This window comes from Streptomyces sp. Edi4, from assembly GCF_040253615.1.
Taxonomy (GTDB): Bacteria; Actinomycetota; Actinomycetes; order Streptomycetales; family Streptomycetaceae; genus Streptomyces.
In genome coordinates this window covers 6,275,416-6,297,594 of record NZ_JBEJGY010000004.1, presented here as the reverse complement: position 1 = coordinate 6,297,594, position 22,179 = coordinate 6,275,416, and the positions used below count along the sequence as shown (strand labels likewise).

The 22,179-nt window shown below is 69.3% G+C and carries 17 protein-coding genes; 1 reads left to right on the top strand and 16 read right to left on the bottom strand.

The window, feature by feature from the left end:
- Positions 1 to 92 precede the first annotated feature (92 nt).
- Positions 93 to 752, top strand: coding sequence for a response regulator (locus ABR738_RS30475; RefSeq protein WP_350233151.1), 660 nt, complete (start codon positions 93 to 95; stop codon positions 750 to 752).
- Positions 753 to 850: 98 nt separating this feature from the next.
- Here ABR738_RS30475 and ABR738_RS30470 read toward each other — a convergent pair whose 3' ends face one another.
- From ABR738_RS30470 to ABR738_RS30395, 16 genes are all read right to left on the bottom strand, one after another.
- Complete coding sequence (locus tag ABR738_RS30470; protein WP_350233150.1) at positions 851 to 1,549, bottom strand: class I SAM-dependent methyltransferase; 699 nt, start codon at positions 1,547 to 1,549, stop codon at positions 851 to 853.
- 58 nt (positions 1,550 to 1,607) lie between these two features.
- Positions 1,608 to 2,966: an acyltransferase family protein gene (locus tag ABR738_RS30465; protein ID WP_350233149.1), complete on the bottom strand. Its 1,359-nt coding sequence runs from the start codon at positions 2,964 to 2,966 to the stop codon at positions 1,608 to 1,610.
- Positions 2,963 to 3,922, bottom strand: a complete 960-nt coding sequence (locus ABR738_RS30460) for an alpha/beta hydrolase (RefSeq protein WP_350233148.1) — start codon at positions 3,920 to 3,922, stop codon at positions 2,963 to 2,965. Before ABR738_RS30460 ends, ABR738_RS30465 begins: the two co-directional genes overlap by 4 nt.
- 443 nt (positions 3,923 to 4,365) lie before the next feature.
- Positions 4,366 to 7,167, bottom strand: coding sequence for an AfsR/SARP family transcriptional regulator (locus ABR738_RS30455; protein WP_350233147.1), 2,802 nt, complete (start codon positions 7,165 to 7,167; stop codon positions 4,366 to 4,368).
- A gap of 1,163 nt (positions 7,168 to 8,330) precedes the next feature.
- The gene (locus ABR738_RS30450; RefSeq protein ID WP_350233146.1) at positions 8,331 to 9,500 is read right to left on the bottom strand and encodes a tryptophan 2,3-dioxygenase; all 1,170 of its coding nucleotides are present in this window, start codon (positions 9,498 to 9,500) and stop codon (positions 8,331 to 8,333) included.
- A complete protein-coding gene (locus ABR738_RS30445; protein WP_350233145.1) occupies positions 9,497 to 10,495 on the bottom strand; it encodes a methyltransferase in 999 nt (332 codons plus the stop codon). Before ABR738_RS30445 ends, ABR738_RS30450 begins: the two co-directional genes overlap by 4 nt.
- 410 nt (positions 10,496 to 10,905) lie before the next feature.
- Positions 10,906 to 11,520: a sensor domain-containing protein gene (locus tag ABR738_RS30440; RefSeq protein WP_350233144.1), complete on the bottom strand. Its 615-nt coding sequence runs from the start codon at positions 11,518 to 11,520 to the stop codon at positions 10,906 to 10,908.
- A 114-nt stretch (positions 11,521 to 11,634) separates the two neighbouring features.
- Positions 11,635 to 12,447, bottom strand: a complete 813-nt coding sequence (locus ABR738_RS30435) for an ABC transporter permease (RefSeq protein WP_350233143.1) — start codon at positions 12,445 to 12,447, stop codon at positions 11,635 to 11,637.
- Positions 12,444 to 13,427 carry an ATP-binding cassette domain-containing protein gene (locus ABR738_RS30430; RefSeq protein ID WP_350233142.1) on the bottom strand — a complete coding sequence of 328 codons (984 nt, stop codon included), beginning with the start codon at positions 13,425 to 13,427 and terminating at the stop codon, positions 12,444 to 12,446. Before ABR738_RS30430 ends, ABR738_RS30435 begins: the two co-directional genes overlap by 4 nt.
- Positions 13,428 to 13,466: 39 nt before the next feature.
- Complete coding sequence (locus ABR738_RS30425; RefSeq protein ID WP_350233141.1) at positions 13,467 to 14,453, bottom strand: TauD/TfdA family dioxygenase; 987 nt, start codon at positions 14,451 to 14,453, stop codon at positions 13,467 to 13,469.
- An 85-nt stretch (positions 14,454 to 14,538) separates the two neighbouring features.
- On the bottom strand, positions 14,539 to 14,757 hold the full coding sequence (locus ABR738_RS30420; protein WP_350233140.1) for an MbtH family protein: 219 nt from the start codon (positions 14,755 to 14,757) through the stop codon (positions 14,539 to 14,541).
- A 57-nt stretch (positions 14,758 to 14,814) separates the two neighbouring features.
- A complete protein-coding gene (gene sbnA / locus ABR738_RS30415; protein WP_350233139.1) occupies positions 14,815 to 15,801 on the bottom strand; it encodes a 2,3-diaminopropionate biosynthesis protein SbnA in 987 nt (328 codons plus the stop codon).
- A gap of 42 nt (positions 15,802 to 15,843) precedes the next feature.
- Entirely contained in the window at positions 15,844 to 16,878 is a 1,035-nt protein-coding gene (gene sbnB, locus ABR738_RS30410) for a 2,3-diaminopropionate biosynthesis protein SbnB (RefSeq protein ID WP_350233138.1), read from the bottom strand.
- Between the two features lie 32 nt (positions 16,879 to 16,910).
- Positions 16,911 to 17,933 (bottom strand): TauD/TfdA family dioxygenase, encoded by a 1,023-nt coding sequence (locus ABR738_RS30405; RefSeq protein ID WP_350233137.1) that lies wholly within the window; start codon positions 17,931 to 17,933, stop codon positions 16,911 to 16,913.
- A gap of 117 nt (positions 17,934 to 18,050) precedes the next feature.
- Complete coding sequence (locus tag ABR738_RS30400) at positions 18,051 to 20,606, bottom strand: amino acid adenylation domain-containing protein (RefSeq protein WP_350233136.1); 2,556 nt, start codon at positions 20,604 to 20,606, stop codon at positions 18,051 to 18,053.
- A 151-nt stretch (positions 20,607 to 20,757) separates the two neighbouring features.
- Positions 20,758 to 22,122 (bottom strand): ATP-binding protein, encoded by a 1,365-nt coding sequence (locus ABR738_RS30395; RefSeq protein ID WP_350233135.1) that lies wholly within the window; start codon positions 22,120 to 22,122, stop codon positions 20,758 to 20,760.
- Between the last annotated feature and the right edge of the window lie 57 nt (positions 22,123 to 22,179).

Genomic DNA, 22,179 nt, shown 5'->3' with positions numbered 1-22,179 from the left:
CGCACGTGGCGGCCTCCACCTTCCGTATCATTCAAGAGGTGCTACAAAGTGGCAGCGACGCCAGCCACAGGTGACAACGGGAACGAGCGCGCATGACCATCAAGGTATTGATCGCCGACGACCAGACCCTGATCCGCCAGAGCTTCCGGATCGTTCTCAACGCGCAGCAGGACATCGACGTCGTCGGCGAAGCCGTCAACGGCGAGGAAGCCGTGCGGATGGTCTCCGAACTTGCCCCGGCGGTCGCCCTGATGGACATCCGGATGCCCGTCCTGGACGGGCTCGCGGCGACCCGGAAGATCGTGGCGGCCGATGGTGGCACGAAGGTACTGGTGCTGACCACCTTCGACCTCGACGAGTATGTCTACGAGGCACTGCAGTCCGGCGCCAGCGGATTCCTGCTCAAGGATTCCTCCGCGCGTCAACTCGCCGACGCTGTACGGACGGTCGCTAGCGGGGGCGCGCTGCTTGCGCCGACCATCACCATGCGCCTGATCGAGGAGTTCTCTCGGCTCGGCGCGCCCAAGCCGCCGCGCATGGCTCGGGTGTCGGATCTGACGGAGCGGGAGACCCAGGTGCTCTGCCTGATCGCGCAGGGCCTCTCGAACGCGGAGATCGCCGCCCAACTCGTGATCACCGAGCAGACGGTGAAATCCCATGTGAGCAGGCTGCTGGTGAAGTTGGGGCTGCGGGACCGCACGCAGGCCGCGGTGTTCGCGTACGAAAGCGGCCTCGTCGTCGTCGGTGACTGACGAGGCCAGTCAGGGCGACGGGCTCGCGTGGCCGCGGGTCCGGGCACCACGGGGTGCTTCCCCCCGCGAGGGGCCCACCTGTCGGAAACCGCCCCTTGTTATGGCAGGTCGAAGAAGATCATCGGGTTGTGCTTGCTGGTGCGCACCGGGGTGTCGAGACCCAGTTCCTTCTTCACCTGTGCCAACTGCTCGATGACCGCGGGATCCTTGGCGGCGGACGGGGTGAAGAATTCAATTCCGTTGTTCTTCAGCCACTTGATGATGACGGATCCCTCACTCATCGGCTTGGGCCGGCGCCCGTGGAATACGTCGTGCACGCTGGTGGGTGTCTTCGCAGGGACCGCGGGGAAGAGATTTTCGATGTACCAGTGGGCGAAACGCGCACCGTGGTCGGCGTCGATGAACAGATAGCCGGTGTCGTCCGGCACCTTTGCCAGGTTCTCCTGCACATTGCCCTGGTTGAACGTCCAGCGGCCCCGGGAAAGCTTCTTGTCGACGTTCTTCACGACGTTGTCGACGATGTCGAAGGAGTGCAGGTGTCCCGTGCCGTTGTCGCGCAGGGCACTCAGGATCCAGCGGGTGGACCATCCGTAGAAGGTGCCTATCTCGACGACCACCTCGGGCCTGTACTCGCGGAGCAGCAGGTAGGTGATTTCCGCCTCGTAGTCGTCGAGCTGCGGCTTCATTTCCTTGCCGCGGGCGGCGAGGTAGTCGCGCTGGTCATTCCTGACCTTCGCCAGGTCGCTCTCGTACTTCACATAAAGGCGGCTGAGGCGTTCGACGTCAAGCACGGCCATGGAATTTCCTTCGACGTGAGGGGGAAATGAATCCAGATAACTCTAAAGGGCCCCGATATCAGGTCGATATCGTCCCTTGGCCCGAGTTTCGGCCAGGCCTCTCATAGCTTTGGAAGATGGTCCGGAAGGCGAGAAGTACCGCCCCGAAGAGCGGAATCCAGGCCAGGCGCAGCAGCACCCATGCCGGTCCGTCCGGGCTGGTGTGCAGACCGGGGAGGAACACGCCGAGGCCGAGCGGTACGAGAGTGGTCGTCAGCATCGCCGTCTGGTGCCAGAGGAACACCGTGAGGGCCGACATGCTCAGCAGCACCACCCCGGCCCACAGGAAGTGGGCAGGACGGGCGCGCCGGTCGCCGCGGTCCGGAACCTGCGACGCTGCGGTGCTGGAGCGCTGCCCCACGAGGCGTCGCAGGGGCCCGCAGAGGAGCAACGCCCCACCGCACTGGGCGAGGCCGAAGGCGACGGCCGCGACCGTCGGGGGACTGAGGTTGGAGATCAGGGGGCCCGGCACGCCGACCATGCTCGCGGGGTAGCCGCACCACAGGATGAGCGCGGCCGTGGCGCAGATGCCGCCGAGAAGCAGGGCGGCCGCCGTCCGGCGGCGCGCGAAGCACCCGGCGGACCAGGCCGCGCCCAGTGCGTAAGGGATCAGCCAGGCCGCGGGAATGTTCAGCAGCCGGACCGTACCGGCCGCGCCGTCGTCCCCGAAGAGGGCGCGCGCCCCGTCGAGGGCGGCCACCAGCAGCCCCGCGACAACGGCCGTACGCACCCCGTGCCGCACCACGAGCGGCGTACAGGCCGTCAGGGCCGCGTACACCGCGAGGAACCAGAGCGGCGAGAAGACCAGCCACACCAAGGTGTGGATCGTCTCGTGCGCGGTCCCCGTGGCGACCAGCCCCGCCCATGCCATGGCCCAGGTGACCGCCAGCGGGACGACGGGGCGCACCAGCCGGGCCAGCCGCCGGCCGAGCCACGTGCGGTACGAGGTCCCGGCGGCGCGCGCCGAAGCATAGCTGCGGGCGGCGACACGGCCGCCGACGAAGAAGAACAGCGCGAGCGTCTGGAACAGCCAGGTCAGCGGCGCGAGTGCGGGCATGTGGGCCAGTGGGCTGTCGCCCATGAGATGGCCGCCGGCCCGCAGGACGACAGCGCTGACCAGCCAGTGGCCCAGTACGACGCCGGCGATGGCCAGCGCCCGGAGCACATCGACCGCGCGGTCCCGGTCCGCCGGGGTTGCCGCGTCGATGCGCAGGACGGCCTCGTGGACCCGCTGGAAGCGCAGTGGCCGATCGGGGACGGGCGGACGGGGGTGTGCCGCCCGTCCCCGACCGGAGTCTTGGGTGGGGCGGGCCGCGCTGAGGCGGACCGCCGAGGAGCGGGTGGGAGAAGGCTGGGGCGGGAGACGGAGGTCGGTCATTGGGACACTTCCGATCCACGGCCGAGCGCGATGCGGGAGATGTTCTCCAGGGCGATGCCGCCGGGCCGCAGGTAGTCGCTGTGTTCTCCCGGGCCGGCAGGGAAGTGCCGGGCGCCGAACGCCGGGGACGTGGGGTCGGCGCCGAATCCGACCCGTTCGCCGAGCACGTCGATGCTGGCGTTCGGGATCCTGGCGATCCAGTCCGTCGCACCGCGGCCCGCCCACAGCGGTACCTCGGTGTGCAGCTCGGCACGGGAGCCCACGCCCATTCCCGGGCTTCCGAAGACCACGGCGTCCGCGGGGGCCGACGGGTCGTCAGCGTCCATGCCCTTCAGCGCCTTGCCGCACACCACGGTGCCGTAGGAGTGGCAGAGCAGCGCGACGGGGGCCTCGGGGTTCACCCGCTGCAGGTCCTTCAGGAACGTCCGCAGTTCGCGGCCGCCCTCCTCGGCCCGGCCGGTGGTGGCGACGTCCCGGCTCATGGTGCGCGGGGCGTCGTAGCCGTACCAGGCCACCACGGCGACCCGTTCCTTCGGAGCGAGCCGTCGTTCCTCGGCATACAGCGCTTGGGCCCCGCCGTTGAGTGCGGCGTAGGTGGTGCCGAACCTGTCGAAGGTGTCGACCGTGGTGTCCGAACCCGGCACCACGACGGAGATGCGGTCGGCACGGGCGAGGTTCCCCAGCACCTCGACGGCCTGTCCGTCGCCGACCGGGCTGAAGGAGAGGAACTGCCGCCCTGGTTGGGCGAACTTCCTCAGCACTCCCGCTCTGCCGGTGTCGTGCAGCCGCTCGGCCGCCTGCGCGGAGTCGAGGATGTACTGGCGGTTCTCCGCGTACCGCGTGTCCAGGGTGGCGGCCCCGACCTCGGGCAGCTCCGGCGCGCGCACGGTGCCCGGTGTGAGTGAATGGGCCGCCGCGGAGACGGAGACCACGAGGGAGCACGCGAATGCGGCCATCACAAAACCGCGTCTGAGCCGTGTACCTCGCATGACTGGTCCTCTCACTCCCGGCAGGAACGACGTTCCGGTGAACTGGAATTGACATTAGGGACCTGTCCTGTTTTCCGGATCACGCTCAGGAGTGCTCCTCGTGGTTAGCTCTCAAGTAGGGGTACTCCCCCGCAGGTTGGAGGGCCGGTCCCGCTCGCTGATGATTTCTCCCCCCCGGCCGCCCGGCCCGCCTTGTCAGCCGCCCTCGCGGGCTGCCATTCTCGGATGGCCCGCTGCGGCTCCCGCAACGGGCCCTCCTCGCAGGAAGGTTGGTCGGCGCCATCGGCATCCACGGCTCGTACGCGTCGCCCGCCCATGGGGCAATGCCTCCGACGGTTCCCCGCTCCGCGCCGCTCGACCGGCCCGGCATGTGCCGGGCCGTCGCGGTGGCACCTCGTGCGGGCAGTCGTTCAGGCGCTGGCCGCCCGTGCCGCTCCCGGGGTCAGCAGCGCCAGCTCCTTGGCCACCTCCTTCTCGCCCCAGGTCATCCCAATCTGCTGGAAGGCCCGACGGGCCACGGTGAGGTAGTGGCCGGCTCCGAGCGCCCGGTCCAGCATGCGGCAGCACCTGCCCAGCAGGAGATTGTTGCCGGCGAACAGGGCGAGGTCGCCGGTCTGTTCCGCGGTTGCCAGGGACTGGAGCAGCCAGGGGGAAGCGTTCTCGGCCAGTCCGACGGCGATGCAGGTCTCCCCCATGCCGAGCAAGGCGTACGCCTCGCCACGGACGGTGCCCTTGCCCTGGACCTGTTCGACCAGTCGGCGATAGCTGTCCCCCACCTTCTGGAAGACCGCACGCGCCCGTTCGGCACGGCCCATCGCGGCGACGAGTTCCCTCCCGATGCGGTTGAGCGCGGCCACCGCGGGCTGGGTCAGTGCCTGGCCATACGACTCGCCGATGTTGTCGCAGATCCGGAACGTGGCCCCGAGCAGGTCCTTGACGCGGTCGCAGCGAAGCCGGCGCATCTCCACCGAGAGCAGCTCGAAGGTCATGGCCGACTCGCCGCCGAGGCTCCCGGCTCGCCGCATGGCCATCAGCGAGCTCTCGGTGACCGCTTGCCAGTCGTCATAGACATCGCGCGTCTCGAAAAGCACCGCGGTGGACATCTCCAGCTCCCAGGCGAGCTCATCCGCCCCAAGACCGCTGAGCTGGCGGACCACGGCGCCGACCGCGGAACGCTCGGTGTCGGAGCCGGCCCGTCTGGCCTGCAGCACGGCGCCGTCGGGGCCCGGTTCGGCGGAGCCGCGCGGGATGTTGCCGCGCGCCCCGGCGAAGTCGCCGCCGTATTCCTGACGGTGCGTCTCGTCGGCGACGCTGAGCCAGCCGCGCCAGGCCCGCTCGCGAGCCGCCCGCCGCTCGCCCGTCTCCTCCTCCGCGAGCACCCGCTCTCCCGCGTACAGCTTCAGCAAACTGTGGAAGCGGTAGCGGACGGCGCCCGCGGCGTCGACGCCGACCACGGTGAGCAGGTTCAGGTCGACCAACTGCTCGATGAGCCTCTCGGCCTCGCCGGTTGACACCTCAAGCAGTGCGCCGCCGACCCTGGCGGAGAAGTCCGGGACGTCCAACAGGGACAGTCTCCGGAACATGCGCGCGAGGTTCGCGGGCATGGCCCGGTAACTGGCGTCGAAGGCGGATCGCACCTCCAGGCCGCCCGCGGTGAGCTCGTCCAGCCGCCGCGGCTCCTCCGCCAGGAGATCGACCAAGCGGCGAACGGACCAGTGCGGCTTGACGGCCAGGCGGGTGGCGGCGATCCGGAGCGCCAGCGGCAGCCCTTCACACAGGGCGCACAGGGCGTCGACGGCCCTGAGATCCGCCGTGCTGCGCCCCTTGGCCGCGATCCGGCGGACCAGCGCGGACGCCTCCCCCGCAGGCATGAGGCCCAGGGCGATGTGGGCCATGCCGTGGACCGCCGCCATGTGCTCCTGCTGTTCCCTTCCGATCACCACGACGCAGCTTCGGCCGTTGCCCGTCAGCAGCAACTGGGCCTGGTCCAGGGAGGTGACATTGTCCAGCAGGATCAGGATCCGGCGTTCGGTGAGCAGGCTCCGGTGGAGCGCGGTCCGCTCCCCGGGGTCCTCGGGGATCCGCTCGCTGGGAACGCCCAGGGCCCGCAACAGGCGCCCGAGCAGCGAATGGACAGTGGCCGGGCCCTGGTCCTGGTCGTGCGTGGAAGCGTCCACGTAAAGCTGGCCGTCGGGGAAGTGGTCGGCGACGCGATGTGCCCAGTGCACCACGAGGCTGGTCTTGCCGACGCCGGCCATGCCGGTGACGAAGCCAGTGCGCGGCGCCGCCCCGATGTGGTCGTTGACCAGCAGAGCATCCAGTTGCCGCAGCTCCGACTCCCGACCGACGAAGGCAGGCACGTCCGGCGGAATCTCTGCCGGTACGGTCCGGACGGGAGGCGCCACCACCGGGTGTCCGGCTTCCTCGGGACGGTCCGGTCCCGGCTCGTCCCGCAGGATCGCATGGTGCAGCTGCTGGATCGACAGGCTCGGCTCCAGTCCCAGCTCCTCCACGAGCTCGTGGCGCCAGGCGCGGAAGCCCTCTGCCGCCTCGACACGCCATCCGGACCTGACCTGAGCCAGCATCAAGTTGTGGCGGAAGCGCTCGTGTTGGGGATAGTCGTTCACCGCGGCGGACAGCACCGGGATGAGTTCTTGGTGACGGCCCAGTTCGAGTTCGATACCGGTCCACACTTCGTACGCCGCCAGCCGCTTTGCCTCCAGCCGCGTCGCCGCGTCCTCGGCGAGCTGTCCACCGACACCGGTCAACGGGCGTCCGCCCCACAGGTCCAGGGCGCGTTTGTAGGACCGACTGGCCTCTTCCAGGCAGTTCCTGCGGGCACTGTCGCCCCCCTCGACCACCAGCTTCTCGAACTCGCGGACGTCGACCGAGCTGTTCTCGGTGAGCAGGCGGTAGCCGGGGTGCGCGGTCACAATTGTCGGGGCCTGCCGACCGGCGGTTTTGAATGTTTTGCGCAAAGCTCCTATGCAAATGGCCACTTGGGTACGCGCAGAGGCGGGTGGGTCATATCCCCAGACCGCGTCGATCAACGCGTCGACAGAGACGACCCGTCCCCAGGCAAGGACCAACGCAGCAATAATGATGCGCTGCCGGGGCCCACCAATGGCTACAGGCTCATCACCAACTCTGGCCGAAAGCGGCCCAAGCAACGTATATGCAACTTTGTCCGAGTTCGCACGCTCGCCCTCCACGACTTTCCCCCGTCGCCGAACAACACCGAAACATACGGCGATTCACTGTAGATCAAAAGCGCCCATCAAGATCGGCCCAGATGGCCAAAACCATGCCCCCTCCATACGCCCAAACAGGGAAATGGGGGCAAGCGCTCTCCGGCCGCGCGGGAACCTGCGGACTTGGATCTCCCCTCTTCACGCACCGTGATCATGAACCGACGGACCGTAGCGCGGCGCTTCTGGCTCAATCCGATACGCTTTTACGGTTCCTTGAAGCTCCTCGCGGGGCGGTGCCACACGCATCGGGACGCCTCGCCTTCGACGAGGGACGATTTTCGCAGTCCGGACGAGTTGTCAGGAACGAGACCGCCCAGCGTTGCCCGATTGTCGAACGGTGGCGTCGATGCTGGTCACAGCGGCGTGGGTGCGTTGTCGGCCCGCGCTTCGGCCTACGTAGCGCGAGTTGAGCGAGGTTTGACCGCGATGGAGATATCGCCGGTGGCCCGTCGGGATGTGCGCAAGGACAACTGTCGTCGCGCGTGGAACTTTGGCCGATCTGCACCCCCGCACGGCAAGCGGCGCCCATTCAGAGGCGCGCCGCCGGTGATCTGCCCGGTGGCACCGACCGGGGGCGGTGTCCGCGATCGCGCCGGTGGGGCGCCAGGCCACGAGGCCGGTCACCGCAGGGTGGAACATGGCGTCGGATCAGGCCAGAGCGGTGGATCCAGGCCAGGCACGCTGCGACGGGCCGGCAGGGACGCCGGGTCCGGGGCCGCGAGCGGCGCGGGTGGAGGGGGGGGCGGGCGCCGGATGCGCGAGCAGCACCCGGGCGAGACCCGCTCGGCCTCCAGCAGGTCAAGGATCCGTGCGGGGCCGGCGACGGAGTGCCCGGGTGCGATGACAACCGTGGAACACGCCGAGCAGCCCCCGGTGTTCGACAGCGACACCCTTGGGCACACCCGTCGAACCGGAGGCGCACCAGCCGGCAGGTGGTGCGCGATGCCGGGCCTGGTAACGACATGGCGGCCCCGGAGTCGGCCGCCATCAACTCAAGCCCTCGCGCGGGTACGCGGGGTCCAGCGGCACAAAGGTCAGCCGCTGTACCTCGTCGACGACCGCCCTCGCATGGCCGGCGCCTCCCGGTCCGGCTCACGCACAGCGAGGTGGGTGAGCCGGGCTCCTCAGCGGTAGAGGAAACCGGAGAGGAGCGGCAGCCCGCCGAACGGATCGGCGCCGGCCACGCACGCGTCCTTCTTGACGAACCGCTTCACATAGGCAGCTCCGTCGGTGCCGCCGGAGGCAGGCGTGTCCGAGGGCAGATAGGTCCTCGCGAACCGGTAGTGCCCGCCGCGCCACTTGGACAGCGCCCTGTCGAGCTCGTTCCAGCCCTCCTCCAGGCGCTGGTCGGCAGTGCCCGCGAGGGCAGCCTTCAACGGTTGGTGGGAGCGCACTTCCGTGCTGTTGAGCACCCCGAGATGGCCCACGGCCCCGAACACCTCGGCCTTGCGCGGGTCGTACCCGTAGATCGATATCTCCATGGCGTGATAGTTCAGCGACTGGACCGCGCTGGCCGCACCGGTGAAGTCGCGGAAGGTCATGAAGCCTTCCGGGGTGAGCGTGCGCAGAACGCGGAAGACGTCGTTGAGCAGACCGGCGCACACACCGGCGAGTCCCAGCCGGGCAGCCGCCCGTGCGGGGAACTCGTCCTTGGTGGCAGCCGTTTCCACCGCGAGCCGCCGCACAAGGAAGAAGAGCGTCTCGCTGCACTGGACCGCGCGCAGGAAGACGTACTCCTCGTGCCGGTCGGAGCGCGGGAACCTGGTGCTCTCGGCGAGCAGCACGGTGCGACGGGCCAGCACCGGGTCGACGGCCGCCTGGTCGACCAGATCCCCGACGCGTACCCGCAGGACCTGGTTGACCACTGTGCCGCAGACGACCGCGATCGCCTCGTCCAGGCATTTGATCCGCTCGTCGCCGCACTCCGGCTGGATGCCCGCCTCCCATGCCGCGCGCTCCACCTCGACCAGGTCGGTCAGAGTGGTGTGCAGAGCCAGCAGCGCCCCGGCGACCGGGTCGTCGGGAAAGAGGTCGAGGAACCAGCCGTAGGAGTGCATACAGGAGTAGCGGTAGTACTCCGGTATCTCCAGCTCGCGGCTGACCGGGCGGGTGAGCAGCCCGGTGACCTCGTCGACACCGCTCGGGTTCGGGGGCAGGGTGTCGTGCAGCGTCGCGAGGGCATCCGCCTCCGCGGGTTCCAGGCAGGCCCGGCCGCGCGTTCGCTGGAGCTGTGCGATCTCGCGCTGGTGGGGCGTCAGAAGCCGTTCAGCGGCCAGCGCCAGGGCCCCGGTCATGCCTTCCTCCCCACTATGAGGTGCTTGTCCCAGGTGGAACGGTGTGTCGTGCACTCACCGAAGCCGGCTTCCCGCAGGAGGCCCTGGTACTCAGCCGCCGTGCGGTGCCGTCCCTGAGTTTCCACGTGCATCGACAGGTTCATCGCCGCCGTCGCCAGCGGGCCGCCGTCCTCGTCGAAGAGACGCTCCATCAACAGGACGCGGCCGCCGCTCGTGCACGCGTCGTACGCCTTGCGCAGCAGATCGACGCAGGTCTTGTCGTCCCAGTCGGAGAGGATGTAGCCGAAGGAGAGGCACTCCGCCGCCGGCAGCGGGTCCCGGAAGAAGTCACCGGGGGCGAACCCGAGGCGGTCGTGCAGTCCCTGCTCGCGCCGGGTGTTCTCCAGGAAGGGGCCGACCGCCGGGAGGTCGAAGACCGTGACGTTCAGCTCCGGGTATCGGGCCAGGGCCGCCACCGCGAACGCACCGCTGGCGCCGCCCACGTCCACGAGATCCCGGACGCCGTCGAGCCCGGCGAGCCCGGCCAGTTCCTCGGACACCCCGAAGCTCAGGTTCCACATGGCTTCGAGGAATTCCCGGGTGGCTTCCTCGTCGTGGTAGATCACGTCGAAGGGCGCCGGGAGGTCCGCGTCCACGACCGCCTTGCCGCGCGTCAGGTAGTCGTCGAGCTGCTCCAGCCGACCGGTCGTATTGGTCACCAGGTGCCGTACGAATCCGCCGATGTAGCGGGGGCTCTCCGTGTCGAAGAACGGGCTCAGCCCGTCCGCGACGCGGTACGTGCCGTCGGTACCGCGTTCGAGGACCGACACCGACGCCAGGACCACCAGCAGCCGCTCCAGGGTCTCCTCGTCGATCCGGCGAGCGGCGGCGACGGCCGCTGGGGTGGCCGGTCCCCCGGCCATCAGCTGAGTGAAGACGCCGTGCTTGTCGGCCAAATGCAGAGCATGCGTCGAGAACATTCCGAACATGGCACGGTCGAGACTGCTGGACGGCATCGGTTCCCCTCGGTTATTTCGAAACGTCGACCGCCGGTTCCGCGCGGCCGCACATTCCCATCTCCGATGAAAAATATCCGTCCTGCATATCGTTTCGTTACCGACCGCCTCGACCAATTCCCTATTACTTTAGGCGGTTGCAAATAGAGACTCAATAAGGGGATGAAAGCCCGGAAGGTTATTTCAGGCGTGCCGGATCACGAGAGCGTCCAGGCGCGGAGGAGTTCGAGCTGGACCACGTGTCGAGAGCCCCGGGGAAGGTGTCGAGGGGACCGACCTTGCTCACAGCGATCAACTACGGCTGTTCCACAGACTTTTGGATGGCCTACCCGGTCTGTTGGTGCTCCCACTTGTGTTTGCAGCGCCGTCCTTCGAGGTTGGCGCACGGGGTCCGCAGGGGTCCGGGCCCCCTAGGCTTGGTGGATCATCGGGAGCGCCAGCAGGACCGCCAGCAGGCCGCATACCGCGGCGACCGTCAGGGGCAGCCGGGTCGTCCGCAGGAAGCCGGTGCGGTCCGCGCCGAGGAAGCCCCTGACCAGCCTGGTCTGGAGCACGGCGAAACCCTTCATGACCCAGGGCGCGACGAGGAGGAAGAGCACGCCGCCCGCGGCATGCACCGCCCAGGCCCCGGCCATCGTGGGGCCGCCCCAGGAATCCGAGGTGTCGTTCTCCGGCCGCAGCGGATAACCGATGTTGATCGCCACGGCGAACAGGAAGAACCCGGAGAACACGGCAGCGACGAAGTTCAGCGGGGTACTGATCACCGCGTGCACGAACGCCAGCGGCCCGGTGCGCTCCGGCTCGTCGACCTGCACGCCCAGCAGCCGTCGAGCCAGCCCGCGCTGAATGCGGCCCGCCGGCCCACCGACCAGGGCGAGCGGGACGGAGAGGAGGCCGACGGGGAGCGCGAGGAGGAGGTAGGCCAGCCGGAGCCAGGTCTCCGCACGGAAGGGCTCGCGCAGGATCACCCCCACCGGGCCGACGGGGCGGACATTGCGGGTGACGGGCTGCGGCGTGAAGTCCATGCCCTCAAGGATCCCACCTGCGGGGCCTCGATCGATCGTGCCTGCACGGAGGTCAGGGGTTCGGTTTACCCCACCCCTCACACTGCGACCGCCGGCTGCCCCCATGTGCCGTTTCTAGCCGCGCGTACGGTACTTCCACACGCTCAGCGGCGCGAACACCGCGATGAACGCGAAGCTCCACAGCACCGCCATCGACGCCGAGTGGGCGACCGGCCCTCCGATCATCAGCGACCGAGAGGCATCCACCACCGCGGTCATCGGGTTGTTCTCGACGACAAGCCGCAGCCAGGACGGCATGGTGTCCGGCGGCACGAAGATGGAACTGCCGAACTGAAGCGGCACCATCGCCAGAGTGCTGACGCTCTGCACGGTTTCCATCCCTCGCGCGGCCAGGCCGATGAACGCCTGCATCAGACAGAGCGCGGCCCCGTACAGCAGCAGGATGCCGATCGCGGCCGCGGTGGCGGCGACGGAGGTATGCACCCGGAAACCGATCAGGAACCCGAAAGCCAGGACCACCAGCAGGCCGGCCAGGATCCGGCATGTGTCGGCCAGGATCCGACCGATGAGCACCGCCGAGCGGGCCACCGGCATGGACCGGTAGCGGTCCATCACCCCGCTGGTGAAGTCCATGTTCAGGGCGATGCCCGAGGTGCGGCAGGTGGTGGTGATGGTCAGCGCCATGATGCCGGGCATCAGGTACTGCCGGTACTCCGCGCTGTCCCCGGAGACCGCTCCGCCGAAGGTGTAGATGAAGACCAGCGACAGCGTCACCGGCATCAGCGTGGCGTCGATGATCTGGCCCGGGCTGGCCATCGCTTTGCGCAGGTTGCGCCGGGTGAGCGCCAGCGAGTGGCGAACCAGGGGGCGCACCCCCCGCCCCGGGGAGATCCGCCCCGCGGCCCCCGCCATGGTTTGTGAACTCACACTGCACTCCTCGCGGGCAGCACTTCGGAATGCGCCTGCGAGGCCCCGCCGGCCCCGGTCAGCGTCAGGAACACCTCGTCCAGGCTGGGAATGCGTACGTCCAGCCCGGCGAGCGGAATGTCGCTCTGTCCCACTGCCCTTACCACGTCGGTCAGTTGGGCCCCGTCGCCCGACAGCGGCAGCTGGATGTGCCCGGTCTCCTCGTCTGCCAGGGCGACGGTGTATCCCCGGCCTTCCAGGACCCGACGCAGCTCAGCCGAGTCCACCGGCCTCTCGGGCCGGATGCGCAGCACCTGGCCGCCCAGGCGCGCGCGCAACTCCGCCGTCTTTCCCCGGGCGATGACCTGCCCGCGGTCGATGACGACCAGGGAGTCGGCCAGCGCCTCGGCCTCCTCCATGTACTGGGTCGTGAGCAGCACCGTGGTGCCCAGGTCGGCCAGCCGCCGGACCTCGGCCCACATGGCGTTGCGGCTGTGCGGGTCGAGTCCCGTGGTCGGCTCGTCGAGGCACAGCACACTGGGGCTGCCGATCAGGCTGGCGGCCAGGTCCAGGCGGCGGCGCATGCCGCCGGAGTAGCGGCCGACGGGCCGGGCGCCGACGTCGGTGAGTTGGAAGCGTTCCAGCATCTCGTCCGCCCGCGCCCTGGCCTTGCGGCGAGGAAAGTTGAACAGCCGGGCTATGACGTAGAGGTTCTCCCACCCGGAGATGTCCTCGTCGACGGAGGCGTACTGGCCGGTGAGCCCGATCAGCGCGCGGACCTCGCCGGCCTGGCGCACCACGTCGTAGCCGCACACCAGGGCCCGCCCGCTGTCCGGTCTGATCAGGGTGGAGACCATTTTGACCGTGGTGGTCTTGCCCGCGCCGTTGGGGCCGAGCAGTCCGAGCACGTGCCCCGTCGGCACCTCAAGACTCACGTCCTTGACCACCGGGTTGCCGCCGTAGCTCTTGGCCAGGCCCTCGATGAGGATGGCAGGAGTCATGAGGTCCTCGTGCTTTCCGCAGTGGTGCTGTTCGGCTGCTCAGTCGAGGACATAGCCATCCTGCATCCGCAGGCGGCGGGAGCGGCGCAGGTCGTTGAGGACGAAGGTGCGTTGCAGCCAGCGGTCCTTGCCGTCGTAGCGCGGGACGAAGGCCGAACGGCCGTGCGTGGTGATGCGGTTGTCGACGATCGCCAGGTCGCCGGGGCTGAGCACGGTGCTCAGAGAGGTCTTGTCGAAGGCGTCCTGGAGCTCGGCCATCGCCCGGATCGCCCGGCCGGTGAGCGGCTGGGTGGCGGCGAAGTCGACGCGCAGGTCGGGGTCCTCGGGCGCACCGGTCAGGATGGGCCGCGCCTCGGTGTCCCCGCCGCCCGAGCCACCGAAGGAAGGCGGCGGGTCGGTACGGAACTCCGGGCTGCGCAGGACCTCCTGGGTCTCCTCGCTCAGCAGCGGCAGCGCCGCGCGGATGCTCGCGGTGCGCAGCCCGGCGACCTTGTCGTGGTCGGCCCGCAGGCACAGCAGCATCACGTAGTCGGGACGGTGCGGGTGGAAGGCGTTCTCGTTGTGGAAGGTCAGCAGGACGGAGCCGGCGTTGCCCTGGAACTCCTCCTTGCCCCGGACCGGAACCACGTCCTGGACCAGCGCGCCGGTCTTCTCCGGGCGGAACGCGACAGGGTCTCCGAGGCTGCAGGCGATCATCGTCAGGACCGCCGCGGACACGCTGGCTTCCCGCTGCACCGAGTCGGCGGTGGAGGGGGTGTCGGGCAGCGCCGTGCCGTCCACGGGCAGGCCCCGGATCAGCAGGACGCCGCTGGACCCGGAGTCCCTGCGGAACTCACCGAGGGGGGTGCGCAGCCCGGAGGGCAGCTCGTGCCGCTCCCTGCGGGCTGCGTCAACCCACTCGTGGCTGTCCACCTTGCCGCCGGCGGCCCTGGTCAGCCGCCGGGCAACCGTCTCGGTTCGCGCGGCGTCGTCGCCCGGCAGTGTCACGACCGCCGCCTGTGCGCCGGTCTCCATTACCACAGTCATCAAGACTTCACCTTCTGGTGGTTCATGTATGTGTACGGGATCCCTGACAGCTGCACGCCCGGGGGCCGGCGGCGTTGCCGCGCCGTCAGCCGGCGTTCTCCATGGCGCGTACGAGGCTCAGCGGGCGCATGTCGGTCCACTGCTCGGTGATGAAGGCGAGGATCTCCTCGCGGCCGCCCTCCTCGCGGGCCGGACGCCAGCCGGCCGGCACCTCGGCGAAGACGGGCCACAGGGAGTACTGGCCCTCGTCGTTGACCAGGGCCAGGTAGCGGGCGTCGTTGTCCTCGAACGGGTTGGTGCTCATGAGTCGTGTGCCTCTCTCTTGATTCGTTGGATGCGTGGCTGTCGCGGAGTGGTCCGGCTACGACAGCGAGGTCTGCGGGACGGGCGCGGCGTCGAGTACGCCGGGGCCGTAGATGCCCTGCGCCCAGTTGGCGTGGTAGACGGTGTCGAGGTAGCGCTCGCCCAGGTCGGGGGCGAGTGCCACGGCCTCGATCCGCTCGCCGCCCGTATGTTCGGCCAGCCACCGGGCGGCGCCGCTGACGACCGTTCCGGTGGAGCCGCCGAACAGGAAGCCGCGGGCGGCGAGCCGGTGGCACATGCGGATGGTGTCGGGCTCGGGCACCATCACCACGTCGTCGATGAAGGATTCGTCCAGCAGCTGCGGGCGCACTCCAGTGCCCAGTCCCGGGATCATGCGGGGTTCCGGGGGGTGCCCGAAGGCGACCGAGCCGACGCTGTCCACGGCCACGATCCGTACGCCGGGCCGGTGTTCCTTGAACCAGCGGGCGCAGCCCATCAGCGTTCCGGTGGTGCCCGCGCCGACGAACAGGACGTCAAGGCCGGGGTGGGCCCGGGCGACGGCGGGCGCGGTCTGGCGGTGGTGCGCCTTCCAATTGGCCTGGTTGACGTACTGGTTGAGCCAGACGTGCCGCTCGTTCTCCGCACACAGCGCCCGGACGTGGGCGATGCGTGCGGCCAGGAACCCGCCCTCGCGCGCCGGTTCGGTGATGGTGTGCACCACGGCGCCGAACGCCTCCATCAGACGCTTGGAGGCGAGGTTGCACCGCGAGTCGGTGACGCAGACAAAGCCGTATCCCTTGCTGGCCGCGATCATGCTCAGCGCGACGCCCAGATTCCCGGAGGAGGACTCCACCAGGATCGACCCGGAGGTGAGCTCCCCTGCCTCTTCCGCGGCCTCCACCATGGCGACGGCGGCCTTCTGCTTGACGGAGCCGGTGAAGTTGAACCCTTCACACTTCAGGTGCACGGGAATGCCGAGCACCGCGTCGAGGTCGACGTACAGGTCTTCCACATTGAACTCTTGGGGAGACGAAATGATCGGCACAGAACCTCCCTGCCTTGAACGGCGTTTCTTTTGGGGGCGGCGTCACCCGTAACGGCGCATCTCGTGGAAGAAGCCGTCGACCACATTCAGCTGTCCCGAGTCGCGAACGACGTCGTAGACGTGCTTGCCGACTGCGAGGTCGAGGACGCCAAGACCGAAGGGCGAGAAGAACACCGGACGGTCAGCCGCCGGGCTCAGGTCCCCGGTCAGCACGTCGTGGAGCGTGCCGTGCACGAAGTCCCGGTTGCCCTCCTGCTGTTCGGCCAGGTGGAGGGACGTGTTGGCCTTCAGGCAGTGCTCGATGTCGTCGACGATGTTGGTGCCCGTCAGCAGGACCTCGGGCGCCAGGTCGCGCAGCGAGACGTGCAGCACCAGAGGGTTGTGGGCGAACAGGCCTGGGTCGGTGACGTGCGGGGCCCCGGCGATGGTGGCGAAGACGATCAGGTCCGAGGACCGGATCAGGTCCTCGGGGGTTTCGTGGATGGTGACGTTTCCGGTTTCGCCGGACTGGGCGAGGTACTCGGTGAAGCCGACCGCGTGCTCCAAGGACAGGTCGTGCACGCCCGTCGCTTCGAAGGTCCAGCCGGTTTCGCGCAACAGGGTGTGGATGAAGCGGGCGATGAGCCCGACGCCGAAGAAGCCGACCCGGAGCGGGCGGCAGCGGCCGGCGCTGAGCCGGTCGGCGGCCAGCGCAGCCGAGGCGGCGGTGCGCACCGCGCTGATGATGGAGCTCTCCAGGCAGGCGAACGGGTAACCGGTCTCGTGGTCGTTGAGGATGAGGACGGCGGAAGCCCGGGGGATGCCGGCGTCCACGTTCTCCGGGAAGCTGGAGATCCACTTGATTCCGTCGGTGCCGACCTCGCCGCCGATGGAAGCGGGCAGCGCGATGATCCGGGAGGAGGGCTTGTCGGGAAAGCGCAGGAAGTACGAGGGAGGGTTGACCGTGTCGCCCTCGCCGTGGAGGCGGTAGGCGGCCTCGATCAGGTCCACCACCTCCTTGCCGCGGCCGTCGAGAACCTGGCTGACCTGCGCTCCGGGTATGACCGCAAAGGAGGGCGCCGCGTGCTGCTGGGACATGAAGAGCTCCGTAGGGAAGTGCGGGGGCGGGGTCAGGCTGCTGCGGGGCGGGCCGGCACATCGGTGCGCACGTGGTCGGCGAGGCGCACCGGGTCGCCGAAGAGCGCCACGATCTCGCGGTCCCCCTGGTATGCCTCGCGGCTGTGCGCCGTCCGCAGGTTGTCGACGACCAGCAGGTCTCCGGCCTGCCAGGGGCGGCGCGAAGTGGCGGCCGTGTACGCGGCGTTGAGCGTCTCCACGATTTCTTCGCTGATGGCCTCGCCGTCCCCGAAACGGGTGTTGAAGGGCAGCGCGTCCGGACCGTAGAAGGAAGTCAGGTACTCCCGGACCGCGGGCTCCAGGGTCAGTCCGTTGAGGAACGCGATCTGGTTGAACCACAACCGCTCGCCGGTGACGGGGTGGGCGACCACCGCGGCCCGCCGCTGGCGGGTGCGCAGCGCGCCGTCCGCGAGCCACTCGTGCTCGATGGCGTGCTCGGCGCAGTACGCGGCCACCTCGGCGCGGTCCTGCGTACCGAAGGCTTCCGACCAGGTGACGCCCACCTCGCGGTAGTCGCGGTCCAGCAGCCAGCCCTGGTGTGCGAAACGTTCGACCAGGTCGGCGGGCAGGGAACTCAGCAGCGTCCGGGCGTCGGCGACCGCGGTGGCGCCACCGGAGGCGGGTGCGGTCAGGCAGCCGAAGAGGGCGACGGAGGGCACCTCGGCGGCATAGCTCAACTCGTGGTGCATGCACATCGGTTCGTCGGCCGGCCACACGGACGAGGAGTAGACGCCTTCGCCGTGCTCGGTGCGGCTGGTGAAACCCTCGCGTTCGGCCACCGGGGTCACACCGAGCCAGCGCGCCGCCCGCGCCAGGTCGTGGGGAGCGCTCAGGCCGAGGCCGCGCACGAGCAGCGCGCCGTGCCGGGCCACCAAGTCGCGCACCACCTGGCCCGGCAGCAGGTCGAAGTCCGCGCCGGGGACCTCCAGCATGGGAGTGCGCCCTGCTTCGAGGACCGGTTCGTAATCGCCGGGCGGTGCCGCGGCGGTCATGGTGCCGTCGGTCGTGGCCGTCATCGGATTGCCTTTCTTGAAGGTCTGGCGGCATACGGACAAAGGGTGGGCCGTACGGTCGCCTGAGGTGGGGGGCCGGCCACCGGGGCCGGGCGAGGGGAAAGGAACGGGCGCCTGGTCTCAGGCCGCTCCGCCCTCCCCGGCGGCTCGCTCGTCCAGAAGGGCGGCGAGGTCGGCGAGGACCGGCCGGCTCATCAGCTCCGCGGGGGACACCGTGCGGTCCAGGGCCACCGCCATCTGCAACATGCCCAGCGAGGTGCCACCGGCTTCAAAGAAGTGGGTGTTCCGGCCGATGCCTTCGGCAGGAAGCTTCAGGGCGTTCGCCCACAGCCTGGCGAGGCTGCGCTCGCGGTCCGTACGGGGCGCCTGGAACTCGCCCTCGTTGGTGCCGAGTTCGCCGACCATACGGGTCAGCGCCTTGCGGTCGATCTTGCCGTTGGCGGTGAGCGGCAGGGCGGGGAGGTAGTGGATGCGTGCGGGAACCATGTACTCCGGCAGAGCGGTACCCAGTTCCTTGCCGACGGTCTGCGCGGAAAGTTCCCGGGCGGCGGAGTAGAAGGCCACCAGTTGCTTGGTCTCGCCCTCGCCCGCGATGACGACGGCGCTGTCGCGCACCCCGGAGACCCGCAGCAGCTGGTTCTCCACCTCGCCGATCTCGATGCGGAAGCCGTTGATCTTCACCTGGGTGTCGCGGCGGCCCAGGAACTCCAGCCGCCCGTCCGGCAGCCAACGGCCGAAGTCGCCGGAGCGGTACATCCGGGCTCCGGGGTGGTGCGGGTCGGGGACGAACGCGGCGCGGGTGCGCTCCTCGTCATTGACATAGCCACGGCCCACGCAGATGCCGGAGAAGACGATCTCGCCGGGAGAGCCGAGCGGCACCAGCCGCAGCAGTTCGTCGACCACGTAGATCCGTACGTTGGCGATCGGCCGGCCCAGCGGCACCGACGCCGGCGCGGGCACGGTGCGCATGACCTCGTGGTTGGTGTCGTCACAGGTCTCGGTGAGGCCGTAGGCGTTGACCAGCGCAACCTCGGGGAAGGTGGCGAACCAGCGCGCCACCAGATCCTTCTTGAGGGCCTCGCCGGTCGCAGAGACGCAGCGCAGATGGGGCAACTCGCGGGGGTGGCGCTCCAGTTCCGTCAACACCACCTCCAGATAGGAGGGGACGACCTGGACGACCTCGACGCGGGCGTTCTCCAGCGTCTCGACGAAGCGCCCCACGTCGAGGACGGCGCTCTGCTCGATGATGCGGGTGCGGCCGCCGACGGTGAGCGCGGCGACCAGCTGCCACAGCGAGATGTCAAAGCACTGCGGGGCGGTCTGCGCCACCACGCCGCCCTCGCGGACCCCGAGATCCTCGATCTTGGCGAGGAGGTGGTTGAGAAAGCCGGCGTGCTCGCACACGGCGCCCTTGGGGCTGCCTGTGGATCCGGAGGTGAAGTAGATGTAGGCGGCCTGGGAGGCCGCGACGGGCAAGTCGGGGTCGGTGTCGGGGTGGTCGGCGGCGAGGACGTCGTCAAGGTGATGCGCGCGGACGTCGGAGGTGGCACGCAGGGCCTCGGGCAAGTCGGCACAGGCATCGCGTTCGACAAGTACATGGCGGCACTGGCTGCGGGTGAGCATGCCGGTGATCCGGTCGGCGGGGAAGTGTGGCTCCACCGGCAGGTAGACGCCGCCCGCCTTCAGGACGCCGAGCACGGCCGCGAGCCACTCCAGGTCGCGCTCGCTGACGACGGCGACGACGTCCTCGTCACGCAGGCCGTCGGAGCGCAGCGCGTGGGCGATGCGGTTGGCGCGGGCGTTCAGCTCGCGGTAGGTCCAGGAGCTCGCGCCCTGTTCGACGGCGATGTCCTGCGGACGCAGGCGGACCTGCTCCTCGAAGAGCTGGTGGACCCGGCGGTCGGGCAGGTCGCGGTGCGGACCGGCCAGCCCGTCCACCTGGAACCGGGTCTCCGCCGCCGAGAGCGGACTCCACTCGTGGTGGCCGGCGTCGGGGTGACGGGCCAGTTCCTCCAGAGCGGCCAGCAGATATCCGGAGATCCGCCCGGCCTGGTCGGCGTCGAGCGCGTAGGGACGGTGCGCGAGGACCAGGTGCGGCTGCGCACTCGAGGTGTCCACCCCGACAGCGAGAACGGTCTCGGGGGCCAGGTCGCCCGCGCGCGGGGCGCGGCCCGCGACCACGACCGTGTCGAAGAGGGCTTCGGTGCGGCCGGTCTCGGCGCGCAGTTCCGCCAGCGCCGCTTCCGATCGGCCGGTCACCTCAGCGGCTGCCCGGGCCGCGGTGTTCAGCAGCGCCCGCCACGGGCCGTCGGCCACCGGCACCGGGCAGGGCAGCGGCTGCGCCGCGGAACCGTCGGCGCTCAGGCGACCGACCACGACGGCGGAGTCGGAGGTCAGGGCCGTCAGCACCCGTGCGCAGACTGCCAGAAGCACGATGTCCGGGGCGGTGGTGAGGTCGTCCGCCGGCCGTTGCAGCGCCTGAGCGGCCACGGCCGGTACGGGCGTTCGGAGTTCCTCGACGATGCCCGGTTCGCGCTGCTCGCCGGACCACCTCGGGACAGGCGTGTACCCGCCCTCGGAGAGCACTCGCTGCCAGTACTCCCGGTCCGTCGACGATCCGGCAGTCGTGTACCGCTGTGCGGGCTGGCTCTGCCGCTCGTCTTGCCGAACCTTCACTCGCCCTAACCTTCCATCGCGAACGCCCTGACCGGGCGTTCGACAGCACCTGTGCCATGGTCGGTAGCGACGCTAGGGCAGCAGATTATTGGCTAGGTATCGGTTCGAAACCCCAGGGCTATCGGGGTGTGAGTCAGCATCAGCGTCCTGGTCATGAGTCCTCGCTCGCACCGGTGGGCAGCAGCGCCCGTACCTCGAACCGGCCGTCCTCCATGACTCCCACGTGCAGCGTGCCGCCGAGCATGGAGGCCCGCTCCCGCATACCGAGGACACCGTGCCCGCTGCCGCTCAGGCGCTGCGCGGGGACGGTGGCCGGGGTGTTGACCACCCGCACTACGAGATCCCGCTCGCCGTAGGTCAACTCGATCTGGACCTTCGCACCCGGTGCATGGCGCAGCACATTGCTCAGTGCTTCCTGAGTAATGCGGAAAGCCGAGAGTTCGACATGATGGGGCAGGACTCGTGGAGTACCCGATATCTCTGTCTTTACGGTCAGACCGACCGCCTGGACATTGCCGACGAGTTCATCGAGATTCTCCAGGGTCGGCTGCGGCGCATATCTGCCGTCCTTGCTGCTCGCACCGGCATCGCCGGACCGCATCATGCCCAGAATGTGGCGCATCTCAGTCAGGGCCGCCAGCGCGTTCCGACGAATGCTGCCCAGGCTCTCGCGCATCGCCTCCGGCGGATCCTCGACGAGAAACGGGGCGGCTTCCGCCTGTACGGCGACGACGGACATGTGGTGGGCGACGACATCGTGCAGTTCACGCGCGATGCGTGCCCGTTCCTCCAGCAGGGTCCTGCGGAACCGCTCGATTTCGGTGAGTTCCTCCTGCCGTCGCAACTGCCGCTGCGCTTCCTTGCGTCCGCGCACGGCGGCCAGCAGTACCAGCCCGCACCCAGACAGCATTCCGAAGGCCAACAGGCCCTTTCCCGCTCCCTCGGGGCTCAGCGCGGCCCCGAGTGCCGTGCCGACGAGCAGCGTCAACAGCCACTGCGCGACGGACAGCCGGGCACTGACCCGCCAGGCGACGAGCAGCGTGACAGTCAGATGCGCCAAGAACCCCATCTCGGTCCATGGCCAGGGTGTCAGGCCGGCGGGCGCGGCGTCTCGCACCGCCAGCAGCAGGGGGAACGGCACCATGGCCGCGAGTGACAGCCACCAGGCGGCCACCGGCCGGATCAGGGCCAGAGGCACAGCCGCCGCCTGGACGCACGCGAGCAGCGCCGCAAGGGCCCAGTGTGTCTGAAGCCGTTCGGCGACCACGGCCGTTCCTGGCCCGACGAGGTAGAGCGTCAACACCCCCGCGAGAAGGAGCGGGAGTTGACGAAGCACCCGGATTCGCGACCGGTTGAAGGTCGGCAGCCGGCGCGGCGAGAAGTCGAAGAGCTCCCCGCACAAGGCCTGTACAGGGGACACCCATCGCTGTTTCACTCCCTGCTTTCGCGGACGCGACGAACTCGCCGGCCCCTGCGGACTCGTTGGCCACTGTGCACCGTCCGGGTAATTCGTCACACAAATCATGATAGAGCCGCCGTACCGCGCCGGAACCGGCACCGTGCAGGCGCCGCA